This is a genomic window from Ligilactobacillus aviarius (assembly GCF_001654615.1).
Classification (GTDB): domain Bacteria; phylum Bacillota; class Bacilli; order Lactobacillales; family Lactobacillaceae; genus Ligilactobacillus; species Ligilactobacillus aviarius_B.
The window spans coordinates 21,992-41,797 of the sequence record NZ_LWUD01000053.1; the positions used below are offsets into that span (position 1 = coordinate 21,992).

6 protein-coding genes are annotated in these 19,806 nt (G+C 40.3%); 4 read left to right on the plus strand and 2 right to left on the minus strand.

From position 1 onward, the window contains the following. Positions 1 to 130 precede the first annotated feature (130 nt). Positions 131 to 4,834 (plus strand): glycoside hydrolase family 70 protein, encoded by a 4,704-nt coding sequence (locus A3O17_RS07665; protein ID WP_064213163.1) that lies wholly within the window; start codon positions 131 to 133, stop codon positions 4,832 to 4,834. 225 nt (positions 4,835 to 5,059) lie between these two features. Then, a complete protein-coding gene (locus A3O17_RS07670; protein WP_081255670.1) occupies positions 5,060 to 10,168 on the plus strand; it encodes a glycoside hydrolase family 70 protein in 5,109 nt (1,702 codons plus the stop codon). A 105-nt stretch (positions 10,169 to 10,273) separates the two neighbouring features. Here the strand turns inward: A3O17_RS07670 and A3O17_RS07675 are convergent, their stop codons facing one another. Together A3O17_RS07675 and A3O17_RS07680 are read right to left on the minus strand one after the other, a co-directional pair. Beyond that, entirely contained in the window at positions 10,274 to 14,794 is a 4,521-nt protein-coding gene (locus A3O17_RS07675) for a glycosyl hydrolase 53 family protein (protein WP_064213165.1), read from the minus strand. Next, a complete protein-coding gene (locus A3O17_RS07680; RefSeq protein WP_064213166.1) occupies positions 14,769 to 15,146 on the minus strand; it encodes a KxYKxGKxW signal peptide domain-containing protein in 378 nt (125 codons plus the stop codon). Before A3O17_RS07680 ends, A3O17_RS07675 begins: the two co-directional genes overlap by 26 nt. Before the next feature lie 182 nt (positions 15,147 to 15,328). Here A3O17_RS07680 and A3O17_RS07685 point away from each other — a divergent pair, with 182 nt between their 5' ends. Together A3O17_RS07685 and A3O17_RS07690 are read left to right on the plus strand one after the other, a co-directional pair. After that, positions 15,329 to 16,969, plus strand: coding sequence for a hypothetical protein (locus tag A3O17_RS07685; protein WP_064213167.1), 1,641 nt, complete (start codon positions 15,329 to 15,331; stop codon positions 16,967 to 16,969). An 88-nt stretch (positions 16,970 to 17,057) separates the two neighbouring features. After that, positions 17,058 to 19,742, plus strand: coding sequence for a YfhO family protein (locus A3O17_RS07690; RefSeq protein WP_225354723.1), 2,685 nt, complete (start codon positions 17,058 to 17,060; stop codon positions 19,740 to 19,742). The last annotated feature ends 64 nt before the right edge of the window (positions 19,743 to 19,806 follow it).

Sequence of the window (19,806 nt, forward strand, 5' to 3'; positions counted from 1 at the left end):
TGAAATTTTACGAATAATATAAATAATAAAATTTATTTATAAGAATAAGTAAAGAGTTATTGCTATCAATTTATATCCAAAGCCCATTTTGCTACCATGAAAGTATAAATAGGTTTTAGAAGGTGAAATTTTGAATAAGGAAATCAAAAAAAGATATAAGATGTATAAATCTGGTAAAAACTGGGTTGTTGCACCAATTGTCTTTTTAGGATTAACTGCTGGGTTAGGTTATCAGGCAAATGTTAAAGCTGATAATGTTTCATCATCAGCGGGTAGTAACAGTGAAAATACTCAACAATCAAAAGCAAGCTCGTTAAGCAGCCAAAATTCAGTTTCATTGAAGAGCAGTAGTGCATCAACGCAAGCACAATCAGTCTCAAAGGAAGAAACTGTCAACTTTGCTGTTCAGCTGCAATCAACGACAAAGACGACAACGAGTTCATCAAAAGCAAGTTCTTCTGCAAGTTCAAGCAGTCAAGTAGCAGCCAATGCTGCAACTGCAAATGAAAAGGATAACCTTGCAGTTACTGATCAACAAAATAATCAAACTGCACAGGATCAAACCCAATCAAATCCTGATCAGCAAAAGGATCAAAATGCAACGAGTTCTTCAAAGAAGGATGATGCTGTAAAGGCAGATACAACGACTTCATCGTCAAATTCGGCTTCATCATCTTCAAGCAGCGTTCAATCACAAAAAGTTGAACAAGCGCAAGAACACGATGATGCTGTTCAAATCAATCAAAATGGTCAATGGTTCTTACAAAACAAGGAAACCCACCAAAACTATACAGGGTTCCAATACATTAAGGATCAAAACAAGACCGTTTACTATGATCCAACCAACGGGGCCATGGTTTATGGTCAACAAAAGATTAACAACCAATGGTACTATTTCGATAAGATCACGGGTGCCATGAAGCTTGGCTATTACTGGATCGCAGAACAACAAAAAGAAGTCTACTATGATCCGAATAAGGGTAATATGGTTTATGGTCAACAAAAGATCGATGGTAAATGGCAATACTTTGACGGGGTCACGGGTGCGCAAGCTAAGAACCAATATGTTTGGATTGCTAACCAAAATAAAGAAGTTTACTATGATGGCCTCGGCAATATGGTTTACGGTCAACAAAACATCAAGGGCAAGTGGCAATGGTTTGACCCAGTCACGGGTGCCCAAGCTAAGAACCAATACGTTGGGATTGGAAACCAGAACAAAGAGGTTTACTACGATGGTTTAGGCAATATGGTTTACGGCCAACAATACCTCAATGGTCACTGGCAATGGTTTGACCCGGTCACGGGTGCGCAAGCCAAGAACCAATTTGTTGATATTAAAGACCAAAATAAGACGGTTTACTACGACGTCCTTGGCAACATGGTTTATGGTTGGCAAACGATCAACAACGGAAATTATTATTTCAATCCGGTAACCGGCGCGCTTGAAATGTACCGTGGAAATGAACTTCCAGCTTCATTGGATTCAAGCTCGATCAATGAAGTTGATGGTTATTTAACATGGGATGGCTGGTTCCGGCCAACTCAATATCACCAAGATGGTAAAACTTGGGTAAACTCAGGCGTTACTGACTGGCGGCCAATTTTAATGTATGCTTGGCCATCAAAGGACGTTGAAATTCAATACATCCAATATTTTACAAACCATGGATACAGTGATAGCTCTCTTGGATTGACTTCAGATGCAGTTAAGAGTTTATCGGATTCAACTCCAGATCAAATTGTCAATAATTACGCTGAAAATATGCGTGATTCAATTGAAAAACAAATTTACAAGGATAATTATTCAACAACGCAACTTGCAAATACGATGAAAGATTTCATGGCAACGATTCCTGATTTTTCATTAGCTTCAGAATTGCCGGTTGAAGATCAACCAGGCTATCACCCAGATAACAGTGGTTCAATTGACAATGACCAAATTATCTTTGTAAATAATGATTCAAATAATCAAAAGGTCGGGAACACATCATATGCTGATAGTAATTACCGGTTAATGAACCACACAATTACAAATGAAGGCGGCTATACCAACGTTAACGATACATCACCAGAACTTCTTTTAGGGATCGATATCGATAACTCAAACCCGGTTGTTCAAGCTGAAAACCTTAACTGGGAATATTTCTTGTTGCACTACAGCACGATCATGGGTCAAGGTGACGACGGAAACTTTGATGGCTTCCGGGTCGATGCTGCTGACAACATTGATGCAGATGTATTGTTGCAATTGGGTCAATTAATGAATGATATGTATCATACAAAGGACAGCAACGCCAATGCTGATTCCCACCTTGTATATGATGAAAGCTACCATTCAAATTCAGCCCAACTTTTAAATGAACATGGTAATCCACAATTGTATATGGATTCGGGATTGTACTGGACATTGAATAATGTTCTTGGCGCTCAACCGGGATCACGGAACAATATCATGAATATTGCAAGTAACAGTGTGGTTAACCGGACGAACGATACGACTGAAAATCAAGCAACCCCAAACTGGTCATTTGTAAATAACCATGACCAGCAAAAGAACATCATTAATCAAATTATTATTGATGATCACCCGGGTGTAACGGATATTATGGCTGCAGGATATAAGGCTGAATATGCTGATGAAGCTTGGAAACAATTTTATGAAGACGAAGCTCAAACCGTAAAGAAGTATACTCAATATAATGTTCCTGCAAAATATGCGATCCTATTAACGAATAAAGACACCGTTCCTGAAGTATATTATGGGGATCTTTACAATGAAACGGATCCATATATGCAATCAAAGGGAATGTACTACAATGCCATTACGACAATGTTGCAAGCACGGAAGAAATACGTAAGCGGCGGTCAATCAATGACGAAGTACAACGATAATTTGATGGCAAGTGTTCGTTATGGGAAGAATATCATGAACGCTGATCAAACCAATAATGATTCGATTAGTCGGACATCCGGAATCGCCGTAATTGTTGGTAATAATCCATCAATGGATCAACAAACAATTACCGTTTCAATGGGGAAAGAACATGCCAACCAAAAGTATGTCAACTTAATTGGCACAACGGCTTCAGGACTTTCATATAATAACGGTGAAACATTAACAACTGACGCAAATGGTGACCTTCACATTACAGTTAAGGGTTACGCCAACCCATATGTAAGTGGTTATCTCAGTGTATGGGTTCCAGATGGAGCAGCAGCTGACCAAAATGTAACCACGGAAGCATCAACTGCTCAAAATACAAGCGGCAAGACATATCAATCAAATGCGGCATTGGATTCACACGTTATTTTTGAAGACTTTAGTTTATTCCAACCACATCAATCAGTTGGTGATGATACTTACACAACGATTGCAAAGAACGCTCAACAATTTGCAAACTTAGGAATTACTGATTTCTGGTTTGCTCCTCCATACCAATCATTCAGCATGAGCCGGTATGATGAAGGATATGCAATTACTGACCGTTACGATTTAGGTCAAAGTTCACCAACCAAATACGGAACGAATATTGAAATGATCAATGCGGTTAAGGCATTGCATAAGGTTGGAATCAGTGCTCAAGTCGACTTAGTTATGAACCAATTGCTTGGATTGTCAGGGAAGGAAGTTGTAACTGCAACGCGGACAGATAATCATGGACAGCAATTGACCGTTGGCGGCAAGACATTTGCTAATAGGTTATATGTTGCGTATGTAGATGGTGGCGGAAAAGGTCAGCAACAATACGGTGGAGCTTACCTTGATTACTTGAAACAAAACTATCCAGATTTGTTTACAACCAAGGCAATTTCAACTGGCGTTGCACCTGATCCAAATGTCCAAATCAAACAATGGTCAGCTAAGTACGAAAATGGAACGTCATTGCAAGGAACCGGAATGGGCTTAGTTGCTCAAGCACCAAATGGCGATTACTATTACTTGAATAACGGTAAGAACGATAAGAGCTTCCCAACGACTGTTCCAACCCAATTTACTCAAAGTAATTACTGGGTTCAAAATTCTGCTCAACCAGGTTGGCACATGTATGGAACTTCGAAGTACTACATCAATCCAAATGGTTCAATGGCACTTGGTCATCAAACAATTGATGGAAAAGATTACTACTTTAATCCTCAAGGCGGGCAATTAGTTTCAGTTAATGGGCAACCGGCTGATGGACAAAAACTTGTTAACGGTCATTGGCAATACTTTGATCCGGTAACTGGTGTTCAAGCAAAGAACCAATACGTTTGGTTAGCTGACCAAAATAAAGAAGTTTACTATGATGCTAACGGCAACATGGTTTACGGCCAACAAAACATCAATGGTCACTGGCAATACTTTAACCCAGTAACTGGTGCGCAAGCGAAGAACCAATACGTCTGGATTGCTGATCAAAATAAGGAAGTTTACTATGATGGTCTGGGCAACATGGTCTATGGCCAACAAAAGATCAATGGTAAATCACAATACTTTGATCCAGTAACTGGTGCACAAGTTAAGAATAAATATGTTTGCCTTGGTCAAAACAAATGGGTTTACTATGATGGCTTAGGTAACATGGTTTACGGTCAACAACACCTTAATGGTCACTGGCAATACTTTGACCCGACAACCGGTGTTCAAGCGAAGAATCAATACGTTTGGATCGCTGATCAAAATAAAGAAGTTTACTATGATAACTCGGGTAATATGGTATATGGCTGGCAAACGATCAACGGGTACAAACACTACTTCGATCCCGTAACCGGTGCACAAGCCAAAAATGTAACGCTTGTAATTGACGGCAAGAAATATAAATTTGATGGCTTAGGTAACATCGTTGAATAGTTTTTGATGAAGAAGAGATTGGATTTGATCCAATCTCTTTTTTTAATTTTTTATTAAAATTTAAACCAGAACATTGGACCTTAAAACGGCTTAAAATGGTCGATTTTATCGAAGAAATAAAACAAATATTACAATTATTTAACAACGTAATTTTTATCTAAAAAGTAATTGCGGTATAATGATATTGTGCAAACGATTGCGGAAATTTTTTTAAGGAGTGAAACTATGAATCGAGAAGTCAAAAAAAGATATAAGATGTACAAGGCCGGTAAAAACTGGGTCGTTGCACCAATTGTCTTTTTAGGATTAACTGCTGGATTAGGCTATCAAGCAAACGTTAAAGCTGATAATGTCTCATCATCAACAGGCAGTAATAGTGAAAATACTCAACAATCAAAAGCAAATTCATTAAGCAGCCAAAGTTCAGTTGCATTGAAGAGCAGTCGTTCTGCTGTTCAAGCTCAAGCTGCTCCAAAAGAAGAAATGGTGAACTTTGCCGTTCAACAACCAACGGCTAAGGCAGCAACAAGCTCATCAAAAACAAATGTAAATAGTAATAAAACAAATCAAACAGAAAATCAATCAAACGCAACCGCAAACGACGCACCGACAACCAATAAGACAGATAATCAAGTACCAGAATCTGGAAAACAAAATGTCCAAGATCAGACCAAGCAGGCGAGTGACCAACAAAATAATCAACCTGCTCAAGATCAGGCACAACCAAATCCTGATCAACAAAATGGTCAAAGTACGCCAGATAACACTGCCAAGAAGGACAATTCTGTAAAGGCTGATGCTTCAACTTCATCATCAAGCTCAGTTTCATCATCTTCAAGCAGTGTGCAATCCCAAAAGGTTGAACAAGCTCAAGAACATGACGATGCTGTTCAAATCAGCCAAAATGGTCAATGGTTCTTACAAAACAAGGAAACTCACCAAAACTATACCGGTTTCCAATACATCAAGGACCAAAACAAGACCGTTTACTATAATCCAACGGATGGCGCCATGGTTTACGGTCAACAAAAGATCAACAATCAATGGTACTATTTCGATAAGATTACGGGTGCCATGAAGCTTGGTTATTACTGGATTGCAGAACAACAAAAAGAAGTTTACTATGATCCAAATAAAGGCAACATGGTCTATGGTCAACAAAAGATCAACGGCCACTGGCAATACTTTGATGATGTCACCGGTGCTCAAGCTAAAAGTAAATATGTTTGGATCGGTAACCAAAACAAGGAAGTTTATTATGACGGCGTAGGTAACATGGCCTATGGTCAACAAAAGATCAATGGCAAGTGGCAATGGTTTGACACGGTAACTGGCGCTCAAGCTAAGAACCAATATGTTTGGATTGCCAACCAAAACAAGGAAGTTTATTATGATGGCCTTGGAAATATGGTTTATGGCCAACAAAAGATCAATGGTCACTGGCAATGGTTTGATACCGTTACCGGTGCGCAAGCCAAGAATCAATTTGTAACCATTAAGGACCAAAACAAAGTTGTTTACTATGACGGCGTTGGCAACATGGTTTATGGTTGGCAAAAGATCAATGGCGGAAATTACTACTTTAATACTGTAACTGGTGCCTTGGAAACTTATTCAGGGGATGAACTTCCAGCTACATTAGATTCAAGTTCAATCAATGAAGTTGACGGTTATTTAACATATGACGGTTGGTTCCGCCCAACCCAATACCACCAAGACGGTAAGATGTGGGTTAAATCAGGAGTTACTGATTGGCGGCCAATTTTAATGTATGCTTGGCCATCAACCGCAGTTGAAGCCCAATACATTCAATACTTTGTAAATCACGGTTATTCAGATGAATCATTAGGATTAACTGCAGCTAACGTCAAGGCATTATCTGGAAATACGCCGGTTGATATTTTGAATAATTACGCGCGCAACATGCGGGATGCAATTGAAAAGCAAATTTATAAGGATAATTATTCAACCAAGCAATTAGCAAACACAATGAATGGTTTCATTGCAACGGTTCCAGACTTTACCCGGGCTGCATTAGATCCAGTTGATCTTCTTCCAGGATACAAGCCAGGAATCTTTGGACCAGATAAGCAAAACCAAGTTAAGTTTGTAAATAACGATTCGAATAATCAAACAGTTGGGAATACATCATACGCTGATAGCTTATGGCGGTTAATGTGCCGGAATGTGTTCAACCAAAACGGCAGTCAAGGAAATCACCCAGATAACATGGAAATGTACGTTGGAAACGATATTGATAATTCAAATCCAATCGTTCAAGCTGAAAACCTTAACTGGGAATACTTCCTTACACACTATGGTTCAATTCACAGCAACAATGCAGACGGTAACTTTGATGGCTTCCGGGTCGACTCGGCAAGTAACATGGATAACGATGTTCTTGATCAAATGGCACAGTTATTCAATGACATGTATCACACTAAAGAAAGTGATGCGAATGCCGATGCCCACCTGATCTACGATGAAGTTTGGGATCCAAACTACGCAAAGTGGTTGAAGTCAAAAGGTTATGAAAACCTTTATTATGACACCCAAATGTATTACTCAAATGTAAATGCATTAGGAAACAAACCAGGTCAACGGGGCAGTCTGGATGAATTGATCAATAATCCAGTCGTAAACCGGGCAAATGATACAACTGAAGATCAAGCAGTTCCAAACTGGTCATTTGTTATGAACCACGATCAACGGGCTGATATCATTAAGCAAATGATCATGGATGAACATCCAAATGATCCATCAGTAATGGGAAATGGTTATAAGGCTGCATATGCTCAACAAGCATTAGATGCGTTCTTTAAGGATCAAGCATCAACGAACAAGCAATATGCCCACTACAACATGCCGTTGCAGTATGCGATCCTCTTAACAGATAAGGATACAATTCCAACTGTATACTATGGTGACCTTTACAAAGAAGATGCACCATACATGCAAGTTAAGGGAATGTACTATGATGCAATTACGACCTTGCTTAAGTTGCGGAAGATGTATGTCAGCGGTGGCCAACAAATGAAGACATATGATAACGGCTCGGTGTTATCAAGTGTTCGGTTTGGTAAGGGTGTAATGTCTGCAAATGATACTTCATCAGATCCAATCGCACGGACTTCAGGAATTGCAGTTGTAATTAGCAATAATCCTTCATTAGGACAACAAACGATTACGTTCTCAATGGGGAAAGAACACGCTAACCAAAAGTACATCAATGTCATGAACACAACTGATTCAGGCTTGAGTTACAATTCTGGCGATGTGCTTACAACTGATGCAAACGGTAATTTGACAGTTACCCTTAAAGGCTACTCAAACCCATATGTAAGTGGTTATCTTGGCGTCTGGGTTCCAGAAGGGGCCGCAGCAGATCAAGACGCAACGACGGCACCATCGACTGCCAAAAATACTTCAGGCGATACATACCAATCAAATGCAGCGCTTGATTCGCACGTCATTTACCAAGACTTTAGTTTGTATATTCCAAACACAACGAAGGATACTTTGAGTACTGATACATATGCTCAAATTGCGAAGAATGCTTCATTATTCAAAGATCTTGGAATTACAAACTTCTGGTTTGCACCGCCATACCGGAACTTCACAATGAGTTGGTACAACGAAGGATACTCATTGACTGACCGTTATGACTTAGGGTCAGCAAGTGATCCAACGAAGTATGGTTCAGGTGACCAATTAGTCGAAGCCGTTGCAGCATTGCATAAGCTTGGTATCCGGTGTGATGTTGACTTGGTACCAAACCAAATGGTAGGTCTTTCTGGAAAAGAAATCGTCTCAGCTACGCGGGTTGATGACAATGGTTATCCAACAATGATCAATGGTAAGACCTTTAGTGATGAATTGATTCCAATGTACACTAAAGGCGGTGGAAAGGGCCAAGAACAATACGGTGGTGCCTTCTTAGACTACTTGAAGGAAACTTACCCAGACTTGTTCACAACGAAGGCTGTTTCTACGGGGGTTGCTCCTGATCCAAACGTGAAGATCAAACAATGGTCAGCTAAGTATGAAAACGGGGCAACGATTCAAGATCTTGGACCAGGATTGATCATGAAGAATGCGAACGGCGACTATGATTACTTGAACAGCGATGGAAACACGAAGTTTAAGACAACGTTGCCGGCTCAATTCACAGACAGTGATTACTGGATCAAGAACTCTGCCCAACCAGGTTGGCACACTTATGGCAATGGCCGGTACTACATTTACGCAAACGGGACAATGGCTGTTGGTACTCAAACAATTGACGGCAAGAGTTACACCTTTGATTCAAATTCAGGTAAGTTGATTTCAATCAATGGTGCTCCAACAGACGGTGAACGGCTTGTTGACGGTCACTGGCAATACTTTGACCCTGCAACTGGCAAGCAAGCTAAGAATCAATATGTATGGCTTGCAGACCTTGCTAAGGAAGTCTACTACGATGGCAACGGCAATATGGTCTATGGTCAACAAATGATCAACGGTCACTGGCAATACTTCGATCCAGTAACCGGCGCTCAAGTTAAGAGTCAATACCAATGGATTCCAAATCAAAACAAGTGGGTCTACTATGACGGTCTTGGCAACATGGTCTATGGTCAACAAATGATCAACGGTCACTGGCAATACTTCGATCCAGTAACTGGAGCTCAAGCTAAGAGCCAATATGTCTGGATTGGAAACCAAAATAAGTGGGTTTACTATGATGGCCTTGGTGACATGGTTTATGGATTGCAACAAATTGACGGTAAGCTGCAATACTTCGACCCAGTAACTGGAGCTCAAGCACGGAATCAATACGTTTGGTTAGCAGACCGGAATGGTGAATTCTACTTCGATAAGATGGGTAACATGGTTTACGGTCAACAAATGATCAACGGTCACTGGCAATACTTTGACCCAACATTTGGAAACCAGATCAAGAGCCAATATGTCTGGATCGATAATGAACACAAGGAAGTTTACTATAATGGTTTAGGCAACATGGTTTACGGCTGGCAAACGATTAACGGTCAAAAGCAATACTTTGACCCAACAACCGGTGCTCAAGCTAAGAATGTAACCCTTACGATCGATGGTCAACAACACTCATTTGATATGTACGGTAACCTTGTTCGCAATCAATACGTCTGGGTAAACAGCGAAAATAAAGAAGTTTACTATGACGCTAACGGCAACATGGTTCGCGGCTGGCAAACGATTGATGGTCATAAACAATACTTTGACCCAACAACCGGTGCCCAAGTCAAGAGTGCAACCATTACGATTGATGGCAAGCAATATACATTCGACGGCATTGGCGACCTTGTTGATTAAAAGTAAATAATGAAAATCGGACTTCACTCATGAAGCCCGATTTTTTTTAGCAAACAAAAAGCAGGGATTCAAGCGAATCTCTGCTTTTCTTATTCTTCCTGAATTTTATTCAGCCCATGTTAATGTCGCGGTAACATTGACGGTAATTGGTGAACCGTATGTCACATCTTCGTTAGCCTTGGTTGCATCAAATCCTTGTTGGACGTAGTACTTGTAGAAGTAGTGGCCGTTACCGTTTGGATATTGAACGGATTTTTGGGATTGAGTTCCATCAACGCCGTTGCTTCCAATTGCATTGGCAACCTTGTTCAAGTCGCTTGCGGAAAGCTTTTCGCCCTTTGTTCCAGAAACAGATGTTGGAACTGAGCTTGGCATGTCTTTAACAACATCGCCAACTTTGAGAGCATCCGGAACAGTAACGTTGTCAACACCTGGAGCATCGTAAACAGCTGTTACCTTGTATTGGATATTTGAGGTTGCTGTTTGCGTTGCTGGTTTTTGGTTGTTGTTACTGTTGTTGGTGTTTGAATTACTATCTGTTGTTGGCTTACTGTTATTGTCTGTTGCCGGTTTTTGATTGTTGCTCGTTGTTGAAGAACTGTTATCCGTTGCCGGTTTGCTGTTATTTGTTGTTGAAGAACTTGAACTACTGTTACTGCTGCTATTTGAGTTCGAGCTTGAGCTGTTTGATGAGCTGTTGCCTGAGTTAAATGGCGGCGTTGTAACAGTTGTTGTTTGTTGTTTCAACGGAGCGTAGTTGATCGTATCCGGTGATGTGTAACCATCAAGCATGCCTTTGAAGACATTCAATGATTGCAATGCATAACCGTGATCATCAAACATTGCCATGTTATCCCATGTTGTACCGCCCCATGCAGGTTTGCCGTTGTAGTACATTACACTGTCTGGTGAGTAACCAACTGAGTGGCTGTTTGCCCAACCGGTACCAAAGACTTCTGACATCGCATCGTTGTATTGCCAGTTGACCCAACCAGCTTTGTCAGGAATCCATGCTGGTTCCCAGTAGAAGGCGCCTAAACCGTTGCCGGCCACAAGTGCTTTGTAGAGGGCTTCGATTTCATCAACTTGACCTTGAGGACCTACAGGATACATGTTTGTATTTTGCCATGGACTGTTGTTATCCCCAATTGAGTTTCCAGTACCGTCAGCATCTTGCGTTGTACTTGCCCAGCTTGTTTCAAGAACAACGAATTGTTTGTTGAACTTCTCGGCAACCATCTTTTCAACGGCTAATAAGTTATTTGGCGTGTTAGCGCCTGTTCCTAAGCCGTGACCGTTATTGTCTGCACATGACCAGAATGGGTAGTATGAAGAACCTAAAACATCGTAGTCAACGTCATGTTGTTGGAGAACAGTCATGATGTTCGTGTACTTGTCGATGTTTGGTGTTTCCAACTGGATCGTGATCTTGGTTGATGGTAATTCTTGGCGGATAGCCTTTGCGCCGGCATTTAAGTAATTGCAAATATTAAATGCCTTAACTGGGTTATCCCATGCGCCTTGGTATGAACCACCATGATCACGGTCAGTTGACTGACCGAGCATTCCGTTTGTAATTTCGTTCCCGGTTTGAACCATTCCAACGTCAACGCCAGCGTTCTTGAAGTCATTCATGATCTTCCGGGTGTATTGGAAGACTTCCGTTTGAATGTCTGTCGGATTTAAGTTTTGCCATGCTTTTGGAACGATTTGCTTGCCTGGATCTGCCCAGAAGTCTGAGTATTGCAAGTCAAGCATTACTTTCATACCGTATTTAGCAGCTTCTTTGGCGATTGCCATTTCGCTTGCTTCATCACAGACACCGCCACCGTAGTTTTGGTTTGAAGCATTGTATGGATCGTTCCAGAGACGAAGACGAAGGTAGTTTACACCTGCATCGTGGAGAATCTTAACAAGGCTTGCTGGGTTACCGTTGAAGTCGTAGAACGTTACGCCGGCATTTTCAAGTGACTTGTAACTTGAGATATCAACCCCGCGGATCATATCGTTTGTCATTCCTTTAATTGGAGTAACAACGACCTTGTCATAACGTAAACCAGTTTCGGTTCCGTTCTTGAATGCATTGGTGATTTCGTCAGCAGTCATTTCAGTTGATGGCTTGGTTGATTCAGTTGTGGTTGTGTCTTCAGCCTTGCCGTATACCAAGGTTGCATTGTAATCAAGCGTTACGGTGTCGCCAAACTTAACATTCTTGTTGTCGTTTGCAACTTCTTGTTGCTTACCGGCTTCTTGGTTACCATCCAACCAGTATTCATAGTGGTAAGGATTGCCGTTCTTGTCGTAGTAAGTTGTTGTTCCGACAAATGCCTTTGTCATTCCGCCAACAGCGTTTGCGAGGGCTTCAAGATTTTCGCTTGAGATCGTGTCACCTTGGATCCCTGTCAATAATGTCTTAGCAGTATCTGAAAGGCCAGCGTTCACAAGGTCAGCTGGGTTCATTGCACCGTTTTGAAGGGCGTTTTGAACATCGCCGGCATTGTTGTATACGTTTGTGATCTTGTATTGAACGTTTGAAGTCTTCTTTACAAATTGGCTTTCTTGACTTGGGTTGTAGAAGATTACCGTTGTATTCCAGTTCTTATTGTTATTACTGTCTTGGATCGTTGCGCCGACACCCAAAGCTTTCCAATTTGAGGTGTTGTTGCCAAGCATTGAAACGATCTTTTGAGCAGCTTCTTGGGCAGCCTGTTCCTTTGTTGGAGCGGTAACGGTTACTTGGTAGGCCTTGGCTGTGCCGTTCATTAACTGGTTATTTTGCAAGTTGATTTCAATTGATTGTTCATCATTATTTAATTGTCCTTGAGCAACTAATTGAGCTGTATCATGCAATCCAAAGGCTTCGAAGTTGTTTTGATCGCCTGTCCAGTTGGCATCCATTTGGTCCTTGCCTTCATTTTTAAGGATTGCGTTGATTTGGCTTGCAACGTCATCCCGATAACTTGCAAGTTCTGAAGTTGGAATTTCGTAAGCGCCAGTAACGGTGTTGAAGTAGTCTTGTTGACCATTGATCGTTTGTTGACCATAAACCATATTGCCTAAACCATCATAGTAGCAAAGTTTTTGTTGGTCAGTGATCCATTGGAAATTGCTCTTTACTTGGGCACCAGTAACGGTGTCAAAGTATTGCCAATGACCATTAATGAATTGTTGACCGTAAACCATGTTGCCTAAGCCGTCATAGTAAACTTCCTTCTTTTGGTTATCGATCCAAATGTACTTGTTTTTAGCTTGAGCACCTGTGACCGGATCAAACCATTGCCATTTGCCATTGATGTATTGTTGACCGTAAACCATTTGGGCAGTTTGAGGATCATAGTAAACTTCTTTATTTTGATTACCGATCCAGTAGTAGCCTGTAACCGGGTTGCCATTGTTGTCGAAGTAGTACCAGTGGCCGCCAATATTTTGTTGACCGCGAGCTTCAACTGCGCCGGTAACATTGTTCAATGTGTATGTTCTTCCGTTAATGTTTTGCCGGCCGTATAACATTTGACCGTCATTGTTATAGTAAACAAGTTTGTTTTGTTCTGGAATGTATTGGAAACCAGTTTGCATTGCACCAGTAACCTTATCAAATAAGTACCAGTGACCATTGATGTTTTGTTGACCATAGACCATGTTGCCTAAGCCGTCATAGTAAACAGTCTTGTTTTGATCCTTAATGTAAACGAACTTGTTCTTGGCTTGGGCACCTGTGACCGGATCGAACCATTGCCACTTGCCGTTGATGTTTTGTTGACCGTAGACCATGTTGCCTAAACCATCATAGTAGACTTCTTTATTTTGGTTACCGATCCAAACATATTGGTTCTTAGCTTGGGCACCAGTAACGGTATCAAACCATTGCCATTTGCCATTGATGTTTTGTTGACCGTAAACCATGTTGCCAAGGCCATCATAGTAAACTTCTTTATCTTGATTCTTGATCCAGATATATTGGTTCTTAGCTTGAGCACCAGTAACGGTATCAAACCATTGCCATTTACCATTGATGTTTTGTTGACCGTAAACCATGTTGCCGAGACCGTCATAGTAGACTTCCTTGTTTTGGTTGCCGATCCAAACATATTTACTCTTGGCTTGAGCACCCGTGACATCATCAAAGTATTGCCAGTGGCCGTTGATCTTTTGTTGGCCATAGACCATGTTGCCTTTATTTGGATCATAGTAAACTTCTTTTTGTTGTTCGGCGATCCAGTAGTAACCAAGTTTCATGGCACCTGTGATCTTGTCGAAATAATACCATTGATTGTTGATCTTTTGTTGACCGTAAACCATGGCGCCATCCATTGGATTATAGTAAACAGTCTTGTTTTGGTCCTTAATGTATTGGAAACCTGTATAGTTTTGGTGGGTTTCCTTGTTTTGTAAGAACCATTGACCATTTTGGTTAACTTGAACAGCATCGTCATGTTCTTGCGCTTGTTCAACTTTTTGTGAGACGCTGCTTGAAGATGATGAGACTGAACTTGATGTCTTATCAGGCTGTGCTTGAGCTTGACCATTTTGACCTGCAGTTTGAGTTGCTGCAGGTTGCTTTTGATCAGCTTGAGTAGCAGTCGTGGTTTGATTTGTTTCCTTAGCGGCAGTTTGACCATTGGTCATTTGTTGTTACAGCCGTTTTTTCTGACTTATTTGCTGTGTTTTGATCGTTCTTTGATGAACTTGTTGTAGCCTTTGCAGCTGGTTGAACAGCAAAGTTAGTTGTTTCTTCAGTTGCTTGAGTAGTTGCTTTGGTTGAAGCACTGCTCTTTAATGCAACTGCTTTCTGGTCATTCAGCGAAGTGCTGGTTGCCTTTTGGGCAGTTTCATTATCCGCCTTTGCGGTTGATGAAACGTTATCAGCCTTGACGTTGGCTTGATGACCGAGTCCGGCAGTTAAGCCTAAGAAAACGATTGGTGCAATAACCCAGTTTTTACCGGATTTATACATCTTAAAACGTTTTTTCTCTTCCATAATTTCACCCCATATGTAAATTAGTACGGCTTTCATTTTAGCATGGAATTATTAAGCTAATGGTTTTTTGAATAAAAATTAGATTTAACTAATGGAATGCTAGGATATTTATCAGATTTGACTAAGATTTAGTTGTAAACTAACATAGCACTTGAGTCTTAAAGATTAGGTGAATAACTATTATGGAAAACAAATTACAATCAAAAGTGGAAAAAAGGAGTAAAGCGGATCGCCTTTACTTAATTATAAAGGGGGCAATCGTCGCCTTAGGTTTTGCGGTCTTAATGTTGTTAGTTTTGACAACGTTGTTGCGCCGGGAATTTATTGCAGCCTATTCGGAATGGCCGTATGTTCATAAGAATAGTTTCCGGTTCATTCTTTGTGCTCTTGTTACAATCGTGATCATTGTAATGGGACGTAAGTTGTTAAAAAACATTGATCCGCGGCGTGCATTTTTGATTTTTGCGGGGGCCTTTTTGATTGCGGGGCTCTTTTTAGTTATCAATATGCCGACAAAGTTAAATGAAGCGGACCAGTTATTTACATTAAAAGCTGCTCATCAGATGAATCACGGAAACTTTATTTCACTGCAATTGGATAAGTTTCACCCCTCGGTATTACCATTTGAAAAAAATCTTGGCGGATATTTGGCAATTTATCCATTTCAGTTGGGATACGTGACTTATTTACGATTATTAGAATGTTTTACTACGAATATCCGCTTCTTTTATTTGTTAAATGTTTTAATATTTCTTCTTATTGATTACCTTTTATATCGGATCGTAAAACTTGTTACTCAAAATAATTGGCTTGTGATGAACTGGACACTGCTTTTAAGTTTTGCGTTTTTACCAGAATTATTTTTTGTCCTGTTTATTTATGGTAATATCCCTGGTTTATGTGCATGTTTGGCAGCCGTTTATTTTGGATTAAAACTGATTATGGATGATTCCCATGGCCGCTTTACATGGTTATGGTGTGTTCTGTTATTTGTGCTTGCATATCAATTAAAGAGTAATTATCAAATTGCAGTTCTTGCATTAGGAATCGTATTTGTTTTGCACGCTATTAAGCATCGGCGCTATAAGTTGATTGCGATGCCGCTGATCACGTTTGCCTTAATGTTGGGATCAAATAAGCTTGTTACCGCGGCTTACGAGGCCGAATCAGGACTTCATCTTTCCAAGGGACTTCCAATGATTACGTATGTAGCAATGGGATTAGAGCCGCAAAATGACCGGGGACGCGGAGCAGGCTGGTACGATGGATACACGCTTAATGTGTATCTGGCAAACCACTTTGATTCCAAGAAAACGTCTCAGGCAGCGAAGGCCAAAATTAAGGATGAATTGAAATATTATTCGAACAATCCGCGCGAAGCAGGGCAGTTCTTTAAGAATAAATTTGTTTCAACGTGGGCTGATCCAACGTTTGAATCAGTGTGGATCGCACCGTACTTTGCAAGACCACGGACCGCAATTTTGAATAACATTTATTATGGTAATCGTTATTCAATAAAACATCCCAAAATTGTTAAGTGGTATCAAAAATCCATGAAACCAATTTCAGCATGGTGCAATATTGTAGTTGTTACGATTTTGGTACTGGCGGCAGGATTTGTTTTATATAAAAAGACAAAGCTAAATCCATATGCTACCTTTGCGATCCTATACTTAATGGGAGGGATGGCTTTCCATCTAATGTGGGAAACCAAGAGTCAGTATGTCTTTCAGTATATCGTCTGTTTGATCCCGGTGGCTGCAATGCTGTTAGGTGAATTTGATGATTTTGACTCAGAAGGCCCTTCTAAAAAAGAAAAATAAATGATGAAAGATTGTGACATTGGCCACAATCTTTTTTAGATATAGGTTATAATAACTAATATTGATAATCAGTAAAGGGCGAGTTATGATGCATCGAAAATCGGAAAGAAAAAAGTACGGATACCTGTTAAGCTTTCTCTTTCCAAGTGTGCTACTTCTTGGACTCTATATTTTCCATCAAGTATTTCCGTTTGGAAACCGTACGATTGCAACGGGAGATATGGCTAATCAGTATCTCGCAATTATGACGTACTTTAAACATAATATTTTGCATCCACAAAACTTTTTATATTCGTATCAAGTCTCAATTGGAGGCAATTTTTTCTCGGTACTGGCATATTATTTAATGTGTCCATTTAATTTTCTTACGCTTTTATTTCCCGAGAAATATATTCCATTATTTTATGCAATCAATACGATTGTGAATGTTGGTTTGATTGGACTCACAACGTACACATATTTAAAAAAATCAATCTTTCTTAATCAAAAATTACAACAAACGGGAACGGTGGAAAAATGGCGTCTTTTCTTAGCAACGCTTTTTCCATTTTCAGCCTTTTTTGCGAACTACATGCACTGTGTCATGTGGTCGGATGCAATTGTGCTGATGCCGCTGGTTATTTTGGGTTTGGATCGAATCTTATACGGAAATCGGAATTCAACTTGGCTTTATTGGGGAGGATTAACTTACCTCCTAATTTCTAATTACTATATCGGAGTAATTGTTCTGATCTTTTTGTTTTTGCTGACCCTATTTTGGGTGATCGATCAGCTTTGCCAGTTGAATTGGATGAAGATTTTAAAAAAGGGACTCACGGTTTTAGGATTGACGGTCGGCTCGATTTTAGGAGCAGGAGTTGTCATGTGGCCAAGTTTCCTGGCCCAGCAAAATGTTGCGCAGGCCCAAATGCCAACTAAGAATTTATTTAAGCCGGTTTATCAATTTCAATCGTTTTGGAGTTCGCTATTAGCCGGAAATCTTGCGCCGGATGGGAAATTAGCCCCATTAATTTTTGTGGGGTTACTGGTGGTTGTTCTGTTTTTCAGCTTCTTTTTTGCTCGAAAAGTTTCACTTCGCGAGAAAGTGTTGACCGGAATTTTAACAGCGGCACTGATTGCCTCAAGTTACTTCCTGTACTTTTATATGATCTGGCATTCATTATCGATGCCGAACGGCTATGCGCAACGGGAATCATTTGTGCTGACGTTCTTTATGATTTGTGTTGCGTACCGCGGATTGCTGATTTTTGAAAATCATTCGCCACTAAAGGTATTATTACCAATTATTGCGGCAATGGCAGTGCTGACTTTTGGCTTGCAAGGAATGGAACCTGGGTTGTTTCAACGCGATCAAGCGCTCCAAATTGTCCTGATCCTTGTGATTTTTGGAATTGGATTCAGTTTGATGATGAACCGAATTTCGGCCGGAATGTGGCTTGCGATGGGCGTTAGTTTGGTAAATGTTCTGGCCTATAACTCCCAGATTCAAACCCAGGATTTTAATGTGGTCCCGAATAATGCCTATTCAAAAGTTGTTAGTGAAAACCAAACAGTCTTTAATGCGTTGAAACAGTACGACCATTCGTTTTACCGGGTGGGAACGACTGCTCAGATCAACGAGTGCGATCCGTTGTTATATGGGTATAATGGCGTCCAAACTTATTTGTCGCAACAACCAACTTCTGAAACGGATTATTTATCGGCGTTAGGTTTTTATCAAAAACAAGGATGGATTCGCTGGAGTGCTTTTAATAATGGTTCGACCGGGATGATCAATGATATGTTGGGAATCAAATATATCGTTAAGTCGGATAATTCGATTTTGAAGGCCACTGAGCAAATCAAGTCCATGCCGACGTACAATAACCAGGCGAACGTTCCGGCTTTGAAACCGGTCTTGGAAAATAAACATACGGTGGTTTATCAAAATTCCAATGCCTTTCCGCTAGTTTTTGGTGCCTATGATGGGCATGGTCATGATTCTGTATTTAATGGCAAGTATGCATATGTTCCGGAAAGTAATCCATTTATTGCATATGGATGGATGTTTAAACGGTTAAGCGGGAAGCAATGGCTGTATGGAACCCAACCAGGATTTAAGCTGATTGCGCGAAAGCATGCTAAAACGGCTTCTGCTCAAGGATATTTAAATAGTAGTGGGGACGTTTACTGTTACATTACAAAGCCGCAAAATGTGATTCCGGGAAATCAGCAATATCTTCCAATTGAAGTTAATGGACGGGAAGTTGCCCGTTACAGTAACCGTAATGTTTATGGTGAAAATGGCGTTATTTACCTTGGACATTTCAAGAAGGGCAATCATTTAAACATTCAAATTAAAAATGCTGAAAAAGACCCGACATTACCTAAAGATAAAATCTACGTTGCAGTTGAAAATCAGCCGATGCTGCATCAAATTCGAAAGGACGCAGTAACCGGGATTGGAAAAATCATCGTTAATGGTCCGCAAATCAAAATGAATACGACGGCAGCATTTAAACGGCATATTTTGATTGCTTCAGTTCCGTATGATAAGGCTTGGAAAGCAACGGTTGACGGCCATCCAGTCAAGGTAAGAAAAGCATTGGATGGATTAGTTGCAATTAAAGTAACTCCAGGAAAACATAACATTCAATTTAATTATGTTGTTCCAGGATTGAAAATTGGAACAATTGTAAGTTTAATTGCAATTTTGACAATGATTATTCTTGAACTTTTTAAGTTTTACGGTTTAAAGAAGTTTCATCAAATGCCCAGCCATAAAAAACATTAAAGATTAAAAAAGCCGATTTAGGAATCGGCTTTTTTTTGTTACAATAAATGTTGATATGTAAAAA

Bases quoted from the DNA above. Each gene is read 5' to 3' on its own strand.
- A3O17_RS07670 (WP_081255670.1), top strand. From the start codon at position 5,060: ATGAATCGAGAAGTCAAAAAAAGATATAAGATGTACAAGGCCGGTAAA.
- A3O17_RS07675 (WP_064213165.1), bottom strand. From the start codon at position 14,794: ATGACCAATGGTCAAACTGCCGCTAAGGAAACAAATCAAACCACGACT.
- A3O17_RS07680 (WP_064213166.1), bottom strand. From the start codon at position 15,146: ATGGAAGAGAAAAAACGTTTTAAGATGTATAAATCCGGTAAAAACTGG.
- A3O17_RS07685 (WP_064213167.1), top strand. From the start codon at position 15,329: ATGGAAAACAAATTACAATCAAAAGTGGAAAAAAGGAGTAAAGCGGAT.
- A3O17_RS07690 (WP_225354723.1), top strand. From the start codon at position 17,058: ATGCATCGAAAATCGGAAAGAAAAAAGTACGGATACCTGTTAAGCTTT.